Genomic DNA, 13,128 nt, shown 5'->3' on the forward strand with positions numbered 1-13,128 from the left:
GACCTCGGCTGGAATGCTGCGACAGATCAGGAGAGTCTCGAAGTTCTGGCGTGAGTACGCTGGCCAACTGGCAACCATTGCTTGCATAATCTTGCTGGGTTGTTAGCATTGATGAATTGCAGAAGAGCAGAGATGCCATCGTGAGTGCCCATCGGCCGTTTTCGCCGTCCTCTTCGATGTGGGTTGGGACAGGCGGTCGCAAGAGGCAGGGCAGCAGAGACTGGCCCGGCTCGCCGGCGTTCCGCCACGTCTCATGCCTCGAGGAACTACATTGAATTGCAAAAAGCTGCCGATCATGGGCTTGATACTAAGCGCCTTGTGCGCTTGCGGCTTTCCGGCATTAAAGAGTGAGGCGCAGACAGTTTCCCAAAAGTCGATTCTCTGCGAACGACTGAGCCCCATTCCAGGACCTCTCGGCTATCAGCCTAGGGCAAACGGGGCTAGATGCGAAGGCTTGTATGACCCACTTGTGGCAGGGACATCAGCGGACTTAATCGATCTCTCAATCAGGACAGCTGAGGCCCTCGACCCGATGAGAGACATTTTGATCTCCACATCGACAACGTCGATGAAGGTAAGGGTTGTTGGCCGGTCGCAGGCAGCCGATTCTCACTACCGTGTTGACCTAGAACTCGGTCAAGGCGCCAACGAAACATCGATCCCGACTGATTTGGTGATCAGGCCTGCGGACATCGATCCTAACCAAATCGGATTTACGGCTTACGCTGAGCGAGCGCTTATACCGGTCGTTGTAAGGTCAAAGCTTCAACCTGCCCCCCCTGCTGGAAGCGGGTACGATGTCACGCTCCGTTTCGGACGATCTAATGATCGGTTAGCCTGGAGGTGGGAGAATTCCTGCGGAGGCCAGGTGGATTGGGTAGAGGTGCCGTCATTTGCCTCACTTCCCGGAGAGCCGATTGCAATTAAAGTTTCTCGCCCCCTCAAGGATATTTGCTCCCTGAGTGTAATAACTCGCTCCGTAAGTGGAGAATGGTCGGAAGACCATTGGCTGATAAGAGCGAGATGATGCACGCTATTTGGAGACAGATGGCGGGGGTCGCAGCCAGTAAGTACAAGTTCGCTGCTCTTGCCTGCTCGTTCGCTCTGCTACTTGCTGCCGTGCTTTGGCTAGTAGAGCCGCTTTCAGTACCAGTTCTCATCCGCCTGCAAACATCGAGGGTCCTTTTCAAAACAGGTCCATCAGCGGTCGATCGAGAGTTGTCTCTACCAGCTCAGTTGCACGTAAAACGAATCGATAACTTCGCAAGTGTCGAAAGTAGTAACACGAAACTGGCATCAAGCAGCTCTTCAGCGCTACGCACCGTCACGGCAAGTAATCCAGGGCTGTCCCTGTCCCGAATAAAGCTTTTCGCAGGTCAGACTATCGGCCTAACAGCGTTCGTTAGAGGCGACTTGCTGATTTCAGCAACTACAGATGCCGGGACGGCGATGGAGCTTCGAACACTTCTTCCTCAAGGGGCCTTTCTGCTCGGCGGCCAGAATTATCTACGCACGAACGAAAGCGACAAAATCACGAATGTCGATCCTATGCCGGATGCAGTAATTTTTCAGGGCCGGCAGTCGACGATTCCTCTAACCATCTACGCTTCTCCGGCAGCCGCTCCCACTAATTGCGGATGGGAAAACAAGCCAGAGTATCTCGAACCAAGTATTGAAGATCTACCGATTTCTGCAATTAGTTTCGGCAGTGAGCCCGCCTCGCTTGAACCGACCATCAGAACTTCGCTTCTTACAGGCACAATTGAATTTCCCGACACAGAGCGAAAAATAATGCTGTCTAGCGGAGAGCTGCTGAAAGCAAGCTTCCGCAAGGCGACCATTTCAGCTCTGCGAATACTTCCTTGTTATCTGCTGATCGAGTTGTCTGCTGATGCGAGCAGAGTCAGCATCTCGACTAGCGAGACCAACATCAATCTGATGCCCAGTTTGCTCGAAGTACTCTTTAAGCAGCGCAGCATTGCCTTAATCGGATCGGGCTTGGCAGCGTTCTGGGGCTTTCTTTGGGGAGCTCGGAAGCTTTTCTTGAAGACCGGGGAAGCAGAATGAAATCTCATATTGTTCTCTGCGCTTCTTTTATCACTCTCACATCGACCGCCGTGACAGGAGGCGAGCTACCTCCGCTCGAGCAGCTCCCCGACCAAGTCGTAAGACTGTCTGTAACACAGAGCACAGGAAGACCGGCGGAGGGCTTTGGCCTAATACTAGGAACCGAGGGTCGGCGGCAGTTCGTAATAACAGCCAAGCACGTCCTTGGAACGACACCGACCTCTATTCGGATCAGATACAAAGAGAGCGACAACCGCTGGGTGCCGCAGAAATGCGTTTCACATCCCAGGCTGGATATTGCCTATTGCGAACTTCCATACGATGCGGATCATGCATACCAGGGCTGGACGACCCCAAAGCAGCTGAAGCGTGGAGACAAGCTTCTCTTCGTTGGTAGAGATGATGAGTGGTACATACCCAGCGTGCCGGCAGTAATTAACAGCGTAAGATCCGACGGATTTCTGTTAGATTCGATCGACGTACGAGAAGGCACATCAGGCGCCCCGTTATACAACGAGGACGGCGTTTTCGGGATCATTAGCAAGAAATATTCGTCGTATTCGGCAGTAGCCGTCTCCATTCTAGATGTACTTCTCCTGATGCGCAGCAATGGAGTTGTCTTGCCTGAAGGCACTAATCGGCTTGTCGTGTTTTCGGATGCAAGCAAGCATGGGGAGACTTTCGTGCGTGCTGAGCTTGACAGGCAAAAGCGTGAATATCCTGAGTCTCCCGGTAGTACGGACTACATCGGACCAATCATAGCTAATGTCTTCCCAAGGGGGGCATCAGACTTGCTCCAAGTATGGCACTCGTCAGGCTTTGGAGGCGGCAATCATTATGAATTTTACCTGTCACTCTTCAAATCTGACCGATGGCGAGCTGGGATCGTGAAGCCTGATTTTACGCTGCAAATCGGTACGGATTTAACGAATTGGCCAGACTTTGATTTTTCGAAGTTCACTGTGGAGTCCGACGAAAATGACTTTGACGGGTTAATTGTAAAAATACCAGGCTGTAAAAAGGCAGCCACGGACTCGCACGCCGAATGCTCACTGCGTACTCAACACTTCTACACTTTTTGCAAAGAGAACAAACAGCAAAAGCTGATTGATCTAGGTGAGAAGTATAATGCTGACGAGGAAGCGACCGAGTTCGCAGGCATAAACGCCAAGATTTCAAATCCTGTTTCAGTAGGCGACGAGAGCTGGAGATCGGCTGGGATCCCTGCAAAGGCGCAATTTAGAATGTTGGAGATCACCTCGGTGGACAAAGACAACGATGAACTCAAAGTACAGCCCGGAGACAAGATTGTCTCGGTGAACGGTTCAATATTTGAAAGCATCCGAGATTTTAGGTGCCGGTGGGGTGATAACAAACCGGATGAACTAGCATGGTATGAAAGAAAGTTATACGTTTGGCGGCCCAAGCCTAGTCGACTGTTTTCCCAAATTATCCATGCCTATTAAGCTAAGGTTCTCCCGAAGCTCTCTTGCACTGGCAAGCCATGGGTATACTTGGCTCTTCCTCCGCAAAACTGAACAAGAAGACTGAGCTGTCTACTTCGTTACGACGCTTGAGAGTTGCCTCCAGGCGGTCTCTAATGCAGAGATCAAGCCCCACCGGATATACGATGATGGCATTGTTCGCCTTAGCAGTGCGATGCTTAGGTTGACTCAAATCGTCCCAATCCTTCCAACCCGCCACAGTAGCCTTGTACGACTCGACGTGGGAAATCAGTTCTTCAAAACAGGGGTAGATCCTGTTGCCGTCCATCAATTGTGCGTTGTCGACGATGGCCGCCTCCATTTTTACATTGAGAGGCATAAACACGGTTTTCATCCACCTTCGCCACGCCTCAACATGTTCAGCGCTGGGCATGTTGTCATCATTGAAAAAGTAAGTCGCACGACCGGTAATCTGGCGAATATCGCTCCACGCACGGCTGCTCGCTACACTATAAGCATATAGTGGCCCATAAAGCCGCTCTACCTGTTTATCTAGCTTCTCTATTTTTTCTTTTCGATGTGAGTCTACAAAACTTACGACGTATCCAATCATGGCAGTCGCGATTGCTGCGATGATTGACGTCACCACAGCTGCATAGGCCTTACCGCTTTCTCTGGCGGGAGCAAGCTGACGTCGACCAAGTAATCTTCGCCGAGGCGCCACAAAAAATATCCGCTTCAAATATGCCTCCAATGGACTAAGTGAGTCACTGATTGTAGGTTAAATCAAAACAACCTGTGATCAAGTACATCTTAGGCTCGGGAGTGGCGAGATGGGCAGCCGCAATATCGTTATCTATTCGGACGGCACCGGCCAACGTGGCGGTGTTCTGGTCGATGAAGATCGCAGCAATATTTACAAGCTTTACCGGGCAACTCGGTGTGCTCCAGACCGAGCGATCAATCCCGCAGAACAAGTCGCCTTCTATGACCCCGGTATTGGTACATTGCCGCCGGGAAGCGGATGGCTGGCATCGATCGGGACCCGCATCTATAATCTGATCAGCCAGGCGCTCGGCCTCGGCCTCACTGGTAATATTATTGACTGCTATGCCGCCTTAGTGCGCCTGTGGCGGCCGGGCGATCGCATTTTCTTGTTCGGCTTCAGTAGAGGAGCCTACACTATTCGCTGTCTGGCTGCGACGATTTGCAAGTGCGGAATTCCCACAAAGATGAAGGACGGCTCATCGCTTCTTGTCGATGCGGCCACGTCAAAAAAGATTGCCAGAGAAGCCGTCCGCACCGTCTACCAACACACCAGCTCGTGGGAATTATCGCACGCATCGGAACGACAGAAGGAATTGCTTCTGCAGCGTGATGCGATTGCTGCACGATTCCGAGATCAGTATGGATCGGCTGACGGTGAACGCCCTAATGTATATCCCTATTTCATTGGCGTTTTCGACACCGTTGCATCGCTTTCAAACCCAATTGCCCTGGCAGGATTGATCACCATTGTTCCGCTTCTTACGGCTGGCGTGAGCGTAGCTTTATGGTGGGTGCTGTGGCATGTTTTCGGAGTATCAACTGCGTGGTGGCAATTGTTCCTTAGCTTCACTGCTGCTACCGCAATTATCGGCTACTCGCTGAACTTCCTAACGAGAATACGGGCGGCGTTCGGACTCCCGGACATCCCTTGGTATCGAACACTTCATCTTACTGAGCGTCGCATGACTTTTTACGATCGCACTCTCAACAAGAACGTCGATTTCGCACGGCATGCTCTTGCAATCGATGAAGCCAGGGATTCATTTCAGCGTGTATCGTGGGGAGAACCAGGACTGTGGAAAGATTCTGAACCGCGATGGTTTGAGCAGCTATGGTTTGCAGGCAATCACTCCGACATTGGAGGAAGCTATTCTGAAAATGAATCTCGCCTGTCGGATATCTCTTTGAAGTGGATGCTCGATGCAGCAGCATCTGTCGGGTTGAAGCATGATCCCGCCCTGCTCCATTTGTATCCAGATCCTGCCGGGCCACAGCACGATGAAACACGTAGCAGCGTCTTCAAGTACGCTAAGAAAGTAATTCGTACTCTGCCGAAGGATGCACCACTTCATCCTACTGTAATCGAGCGGGTGAAAGCCGGAAGAGTGCTAAACTATGACCGATATGAAGACTACCGGCCGTCAACTCTGAAAGATCATGAACTCGTGCGTGAGTTTTTCGTTGAGAAATCAGATGTGAACGGACGCTAGGTAAATCATTTGGCGTCCCCAGCTAGTCTTCCCTAATCTGAGGCATTGATGACGACACGATGTGTCAGTGCGCTCCAAAACAATCAACGTAAAGGCGCTTAATTGAAGGAGATGCGGTATCGATAGTTACGATCAAAGGTCCATGATCGGTCTGATACTCGGCCTTTACTAGTTGCACATTAGAATAATGGGCCGTGAAAAGAAGTCCCCCTTCCAGGCCGGCCACATATAGATTTACGCCAATCGAACTCGTTTTGTAGAACTCGGCGGCTGCGTCATCTATGGCTGAGAATGTAACGAACTCGTTCGAGAACTTGCCGCTTGGCACACGGGACAGCTTCATGACGTCATTTTGACGATAGCGAATTCGGACGAACTTTCCCTCTGATACCGACGCTCTGTTGCTTATGCCGATGGTTGGAATACCGTTCTGGTCAACAATCAACGTAATGAAGGTGACTGCGTGGCCTCTTCCAATCTGTTCACAAGACGCTTCCGTTTCTGCATATGCGCCTGACCCGTTATCCTGCCTTATCCAAAGCTTCGTTTGCGTTTTGCCCGTCATCTCGTCTCTGACGGCCCGCTGGCGCCAAGGATCATGGTCGGGGGCAGCCACGATCTTTCGCGGCTGTGATGAACTCGCCCCAGTGCTTCCCGCCAACACTGCCCATTGAGCTAGCATGTTATAGCCTGCGTATGCAGCTCCCCCGCACAGAATCAAGATTGCGGCGAACGCCTTATGCCCGTCTGCCATGCCAGTCCCTGAGGCTACCTTTACTGGGCAGGCTATAGGATTTTGTTCAGTATATCGAGGTGTGATATATAGGACAACGCTGGATGCTCTCCCGCATGGACTTGCGGGAAGTGTTCGCCACGAATCTGCGTCGGATAAGGAATGCGAAAGGCCTTTCGCAGGACGCCCTCGCTTACGATGCGGGTATTAGTCGAAGCTATTTGAGCCAGCTAGAGAAGGGCGTTTTCTACGCCAGCCTGAAGATTATCGAGAAGCTCGCTGCGACGCTGGACATCGAGCCTGCGGAGTTTTTGAAGAAGCCCAGGATGAGTGGTAAGGCACGGTAGGCTCGGCGAGAGCCTCGTACCAGAGAGTGGTGTGAACAGCACTTTGAAACGAATTCAGCGCAAAGCCGCTTCACTTTACTTAACCATTGATCGCATAGTGTCGGCATTGCCGCTCGGCAACTCGCCCTATCTGAACTCGTGCTTGCCTGTGAGTTATGCTCAGCGGCTGCGAAACAGCGAGCCGGGTTAGCAACCCTGCCAGGCATCATCACAACGACTAAGCGGCATCACATCATCCCAACCTGCGACGACGTGGAAACTGATGTTCTTGTTTGCCCCGTAGACGATATCCTTGGACGTTTTGACGCCGAAACGAAGCACTACCCCGCTGCGGCGAATCGTCACGAAGCGCCGCACTATTGTTGAATGCTACCAAAAATGGTGGCAGCCTCAGCAGGCAAGTGAGCAGTTCTCTTTTAGAAATTGTGGCGTCCGACCTTCGTGATCGGAAGATCGCGTAAGCCTTTGTGACGTACGATCGCACGAGCGAACGATCGAATACTCCGCTTGGCGACTACAGACGAATTACTGCGAATAAGTTTCCATCACCTGATCACCAGGAGGGGCATGCATGTACCTCGTTCTGGACGTTCAAGTTGGTACTTTCTCGATAGCGTGGCACGAGAATTCATCTTACACAGCCTCCACCGGCATCGGCACCTACACCACCGACTGGCCTTACGGTTACACCGGTTCTTGGCCCAACGCTCAGCGAAACAGCCCCAACTTTAGCTACTCTATTATCGTGCCCGAGCTCAATCAGAGCTACGCGGTTCCGCTTTATGTAATTGACCCGGTCACTCAGCTGCCCGTCGTCCCATTTGTCGGCTGGTCCTACGGTCTGGTCTACGATCAAACTGACGTCATCAGCTCCTTTTCTGACGGCTCCTCAACACAGAGAACATCTTACAATCAGACCTTCGCAGCGCCGACGATAACCTATAGATTTGTTGAAGATGACGCTGTTCAGACACTCGGATTGCAATCGGGGTACACGGTCGAAGGTCCGTTCGTTGGACAGGGCTTCCAAACGATCAATTACCCGCCGGGAACAACGCCTGCGTCCGACTCATTTTCCTATGAGCTGATCGGGGCCACGGTCCTATCCAGTTATTCGATAGCAGTAGCACTTCCGAACTTGCCCGCACTGTTCACCACGAGTGCGGACACTGTAAACTTCAATAGTCTTTTTTCGGCTCAGCTATCTGCAATAGCGGGCGGCGCTACCCTCTACAATGGCCTAGGCGGCAACGACGTTGTCACGTTGCCAAATGTCGTGAACGCAAATCAGTCGGTTGCCGATGGGAAGACACTCGGCTGGAATTTTGGACTTACCTTCAATGCCGGACCGGGGAACGATAGAATTACTGGTGCCGACGGTGATGACAAGATCGACGGTGGCGACGGGGACGACAATATCGACGGGGGCATTGGGGACGACACGATCTATGCCAGTCCCGGCAATGATGTCGTCAAGGGTGGAAACGGTCTCGATACATTCGACTATCAATTCCGTAGCTTCACAGGATATGCCTCCGGCACAACGCACAGGCTCGATGGGGGTGCCAACCTAGAGCACAGGTCGGACCTGATCCTGTTGCCTGGATCAGCGGATGACTACTCGTTCGACGTAAGCTTTGGCCTTAGTTGGCCGGAAACTACTACGACGATCAAACCAACTCTTCAGAGCCTTTATCCAGCTGTTTCATTGGTGACAAGCGATCTTGAGCGGATCGACTTCGATAATCCCGTCGAGAATGTGATTCGTCGAGTTGGATTGGATAGCCTCATCGAACTCGGAACGCAGATCGCCGCAACTTACGGCGAATCAACGGCGGCGGCTCAAACACGCAACTGGCATCCGGTGGCCGCCATTGAGCTGGGAATGAAGCCCAGCAATTTTCAGACCGTAGCATCACCCACTGGTCGTTACACGTTTCTCGACGGTGTTTACGAACACCTTACGGGAATTAACGACGCTGTCGCAACGGTGCTTTCCGGAGTGATGGATGGAAAGCGGACCCTTTCGATTTCGATCAAAGGATCGGATGACCCCAGAAACGATCCTGCAGATTGGGCATTCGATATCGGATTGGCTGGCGGAGTAAAGAATTACTATGACGTCCATTTCGCAGCGCTTGAAACTGCGATAACGCAGTACCTGACAGAGAACATCTCCGATTATGACAGCGTTACTATCACCGGTCACAGCCTTGGCGGCGCAGCAAGCCAGCATCTAATTGCCAAACTATCTTTGATTGCTGGAGACAAGCTGAAAGGTTTTACATTCGGCTCGATCGGGGCGGAATCTGCGTACACATCCACAGCCGCTCCCTATCTCATGAATTTTCTCCATACGGGTGACATTGCTCGGTATGTTCCAGCTGAGCTCAATGCGCTCTTGAACGAGCCGACCAACCGGGCTGGGTCAACAATACTCATAAACTCCAGTACTTACTCCGCTCCGCTTCCCGAGCACAGCGTCGACGGCTACTTGGCCGACCTGCAATTGTTGTCCGCAGCCGCAAATCGTCCCCTCAATCAATTTTACAACACGTCAATTGCGGGGGCGCTCAGAACTGGCGAGATCTGGAATGGCGACCAGCAGTTCATTCAAATTGCACCAGGCACTGATGGAAGCGATTTGATTGAGTCAGAAGCGGCCGATGACTTTGTACTGGCTGGATCTGGTAACGATACGATCAGCATCAATCTGGCGAACCTGATTTCGACCACGCCGAGAATAATCGATGGCGAGATTGGTATCGATACGTTGAGATTCGAGTCGGCGCTCGAGGTAAGTCAACTCTTCTCGAATGCAAAGGTACATTACTTTGTGACCTTTGCAGACACCTTGCTCGGAATCCCAATTGTACGAAATGAGCATTTTACGGTCACAACAGTGGGCTCGGCGTTCACCATTGAATGCGTGTTGCCAGACGATTCAACGGAACAGGTTGCCGTTTGCTATGATATCGAGAAGCTCCAGTTTGGTAGCAAGGTATTTGACACTTTCATCATCACAGGAAAGGTAAGCAAGGGCTACATCTCCGGTGCTGCTGTCTTCTCAGACGAGAATGGCAACGGCCAGCTCGATCCTACCGAAGCTTCTACAACCACGGATGCTAATGGCATCTTTAAGATCACCAGTGGGGCCGGCCCCTTGATCGCCATTGGTGGCGTCGACACATCGACCGGCCTGCAGTTCAAAGGCCAACTATCAGCTCCATCAGGCTCTTCGGTAATTACGCCGCTCACTACTCTTTTGGCTTTGCTAAGCTCTGATGCTCTGGCCGAACAGAAGGTACTTTCGTCATTTGGACTGTCTTCGAGCATTGACCTCAATAGTTTCGATCCAATCGCAGCGGCTCAAGCTGGCTCGACAGATGGAGTCGCGACGACAGCTGCTGTGGCCAAGGCCTACGACACAGTCAGCTTGATTGCTTCGACGCTCGTGGCGGCAGGAGGCGAGTTTTCGAGCGGCGTGAAGGAAGCGTTTGCAGCAATTGCGGCAGCCATTGGTGGATCGGGCATTGATCTGACCAGTGAAACAGATGTTGCCGCACTTATTGGGGCTGCTGCGCAATCGGACGGCATAGTTTTGGGCCAAGACGTTGCCGACAGCGTGGCAAGTATCATCGTAGCGAGCAACATTCTGCTGGATCAACAGGCTCAGAGCGGTGCTACGGGCGATGAACTGCTTAATGCAATCGCAGCCATCGAACGGGTCATTCAAGGCACGGCATCTAATGCGATTCAGCAGGCCGGCAACGACACGGATCAGCTGCAAGCCTTAGTGGATGCTTTCTCCGGAGAGAACCTCGATGATGCAGTCTCGACAGCGTTGGAGCATCTGGGCGTTGCTGACACGACGGCGCCTACGCTCACACCGGTTGCTGATCAGACAAATGAAGCAACCAGTGCGGCCGGAGCGACAGCATTCTTTATCGCCACAGCCAGCGATAATGTAGACGGTACTATTCCTGTGGTCTTCAAAGAAGGCAATACGGTCGTCCATTCGGGTGACGTATTCGGTCTCGGAAGCCACACGATCACCGCAAACGCTATCGACGCCGCTGGTAACCAGACCTTTGAGAACTTCAAGTTCAACGTGGTCGACACTACGGCTCCAACGTTGACACCGGTTCCCGATCAGACATTGGAAGCGGCCAACGCCGCTGGTGCTGCAGCCTTCTTCACAGCTACCGCCACCGATGCTGTGGACGGCGCTGACATGGTCGTCTTCAAGGAAGGCAATAACGTTATTCAATCCGGCGACATCTTCGGTCTCGGCAACCACAGCATCACGGCAAGCACGATCGATGCGACAGGTAATCTTTCTTCGGAGACCTTCACAATCAATGTGAAGGACACAACAGCGCCAACGCTAACACCAATTGCCGATCAGACATTGCAAGCAACCACCAATGCGGGTGCAACCGCATTCTTTGCAGCCACTGCAACCGATCTGGTAGACGGGACCGATCCTGTCGTCTTCAAAGAAGGCAATACCGTCATCCATTCAGGTGACGTCTTTGGCCTCGGTATTCACACAATCGTGGCCAGCTCCGTCGATGCCGTTGGCAACTCTGCCTCGGAGACCTTCAAGCTAAATGTGATAGGCGCTACGAGTCACAATCACGATCCGATCGCACTGGACGACAGCAACGGTGTGACTAAAGGCAAGTCTCTTTCAATCTCTGCCAGCAAAGGCGTGCTTGCCAATGATAGCGATTCCGATCACGATTATCTCTCAGTTGCCGCCGTCAACGGCTCCGGGGCAAACGTCGGCCATTCGATTAAAGGAGAGTTCGGAACTCTGACGATGAATGCTGATGGCAGCTACTCTTATGTCGCTACAGCGAAGGTCCTTCCATCACAAATTTTCGCTCAAGATACCTTCACCTACACAACGGTTGATGGACATGGCGGAAGCGACACCTCTACGCTGACGTTTTCTGTTTTTGATGCTTCATTCACATATAAAGCCGGCTCGAACACCATCTTGTCGGGCGGGAACGGAAAAAATGTGCTCGACGGATCGGCAGGCCACGCCCTGGCATACGGTGGCAAGGGCGCTGATGTGCTGATCGGCGGGAACGGCGATATCCTGGCTGGAGGGAAGGGGCCTGATCAATTTGTTTTCCGGCCCGACTTCCGTGCTAACACCATTCTGGACTTCGACGTGAGGAACGATCACCTGCAGTTCGACAACTCTGTTTTCGAATCCGTGAAGAGTATCATAGATCACACGACCAATACACCACTGGGTGCACTGATCTCTGATGGAGATGGAGATTCTGTCTTGCTGCTGGGGGTCAACAAGTCGCAACTGTTGGCACATAGCAGCGATCTGTTGATCGCCTAGCCATCTGGCATGCTAATCCCCGAGTCTGGTTGCGAATACTGCCGCCGTGGCTTGCTTGCCGTAATACTCTTGAATGATTTCGACAGACGTACCCATGTTGCGGGCGACCTCGAAAACACCGATGCCATTTCGTAGTGCTTGCACTGCATAGAAGTGGCGCAAGCTGTAGAGGGTGTACTTCTCTCCGAAGCTGTTCTTCAAAATGCCCGCATCCCGCAACGTCGCATTCAGCTGATCGATCAGCGTTGTGATCTTCGACCCGTCGGGCATAGCGAACAGCAGACCTGCGGGATGTTCCCCCCGTCGCTTTGTCAAGAATTTGTCTAGTCGCTTGACGGCGACCGATCTGACAATCGCATCCCGCTCGCCTGTTTTTCCTCGCACCACGAAGCGATAATTGCTGCGTCCTTTTTCGTCCTTGAACGGGTGAGCATCCCGCACTTTCACATTGTTCGCCTCTCCAGGTCGGAAGCCGGTGCAAGCTACTATCAAAACGTATATCTGCAGCAGCTCTCGGCTCTTCCTTGTTCGCACGTCACGAGCTGTCATGATGCGTCTGCAGAGCGTTCGCCATAGTTGACGAAACTCCCATTGCTCAAACGCAGGTCGTACCCGCTTCTTCTTTGGTGTGAACGTTGCGATGATATTCGGCCGGTTGCCTCTCAGGCCTTGCTCAGCAGCCCACTTCACCATGGCCTTGCCAAGCATCATGTCCCATTGCAGCGTCTTGTCAGTCGGATGCCGTTTGGCGTTCTTCGGCATCGCTGCGAATGATGCGTAGTAATCCCGCCGCCACGGAATGAAATCCCGCATCACCTTGTCGTCGATATCTTCGACCGGCATCGCCCCAGCGTACTCACGCCAGAACTTCGAGACTCTCCTGATCTGTCGCAGCATTCCAGCCGAGGTC

Annotated in this window: 8 protein-coding genes; 5 read left to right on the forward strand and 3 right to left on the reverse strand. The window is 52.4% G+C overall.

The window, feature by feature from the left end; genetic code table 11:
- Positions 1-1,005 precede the first annotated feature (1,005 nt).
- Positions 1,006-2,067, forward strand: a complete 1,062-nt coding sequence (locus tag ACIPUD_RS39125; protein WP_446482896.1) for a hypothetical protein — start codon at positions 1,006-1,008, stop codon at positions 2,065-2,067.
- Positions 2,064-3,533, forward strand: coding sequence for a trypsin-like peptidase domain-containing protein (locus ACIPUD_RS39130; RefSeq protein WP_446482897.1), 1,470 nt, complete (start codon positions 2,064-2,066; stop codon positions 3,531-3,533). The genes ACIPUD_RS39125 and ACIPUD_RS39130 overlap by 4 nt, the downstream gene beginning before the upstream one ends.
- Position 3,534: 1 nt before the next feature.
- Here the strand turns inward: ACIPUD_RS39130 and ACIPUD_RS39135 are convergent, their stop codons facing one another.
- Positions 3,535-4,254, reverse strand: a complete 720-nt coding sequence (locus ACIPUD_RS39135) for a hypothetical protein (protein ID WP_446482898.1) — start codon at positions 4,252-4,254, stop codon at positions 3,535-3,537.
- A gap of 91 nt (positions 4,255-4,345) precedes the next feature.
- Here ACIPUD_RS39135 and ACIPUD_RS39140 point away from each other — a divergent pair, with 91 nt between their 5' ends.
- Entirely contained in the window at positions 4,346-5,770 is a 1,425-nt protein-coding gene (locus ACIPUD_RS39140; protein WP_446482899.1) for a DUF2235 domain-containing protein, read from the forward strand.
- 64 nt (positions 5,771-5,834) lie between these two features.
- On the opposite strand, the gene ACIPUD_RS39145 is transcribed toward ACIPUD_RS39140, so the two are convergent.
- Positions 5,835-6,386, reverse strand: a complete 552-nt coding sequence (locus ACIPUD_RS39145; RefSeq protein ID WP_446482900.1) for a hypothetical protein — start codon at positions 6,384-6,386, stop codon at positions 5,835-5,837.
- 221 nt (positions 6,387-6,607) lie between these two features.
- Here ACIPUD_RS39145 and ACIPUD_RS39150 point away from each other — a divergent pair, with 221 nt between their 5' ends.
- Both ACIPUD_RS39150 and ACIPUD_RS39155 read left to right on the forward strand, forming a co-directional pair.
- Positions 6,608-6,850 carry a helix-turn-helix domain-containing protein gene (locus tag ACIPUD_RS39150; protein WP_446482901.1) on the forward strand — a complete coding sequence of 81 codons (243 nt, stop codon included), beginning with the start codon at positions 6,608-6,610 and terminating at the stop codon, positions 6,848-6,850.
- A 571-nt stretch (positions 6,851-7,421) separates the two neighbouring features.
- Positions 7,422-12,218, forward strand: coding sequence for an HYR domain-containing protein (locus ACIPUD_RS39155; RefSeq protein ID WP_446482902.1), 4,797 nt, complete (start codon positions 7,422-7,424; stop codon positions 12,216-12,218).
- Positions 12,219-12,230: 12 nt separating this feature from the next.
- Here ACIPUD_RS39155 and ACIPUD_RS39160 read toward each other — a convergent pair.
- On the reverse strand, positions 12,231-13,128 hold an 898-nt coding region (locus ACIPUD_RS39160), incomplete at its 5' end, for a hypothetical protein (protein WP_446482903.1).

The sequence above is a fragment of the Bradyrhizobium sp. CAR08 genome (assembly GCF_052871955.1).

What these genes read in the sequence shown, in the direction of transcription:
- ACIPUD_RS39130 (WP_446482897.1), top strand. Translation starts at nt 2,064, where the DNA reads ATGAAATCTCATATTGTTCTCTGCGCTTCTTTTATCACTCTCACATCG.
- ACIPUD_RS39150 (WP_446482901.1), top strand. Translation starts at nt 6,608, where the DNA reads ATGCTCTCCCGCATGGACTTGCGGGAAGTGTTCGCCACGAATCTGCGT.
- ACIPUD_RS39140 (WP_446482899.1), top strand. Translation starts at nt 4,346, where the DNA reads ATGGGCAGCCGCAATATCGTTATCTATTCGGACGGCACCGGCCAACGT.
- ACIPUD_RS39155 (WP_446482902.1), top strand. Translation starts at nt 7,422, where the DNA reads ATGTACCTCGTTCTGGACGTTCAAGTTGGTACTTTCTCGATAGCGTGG.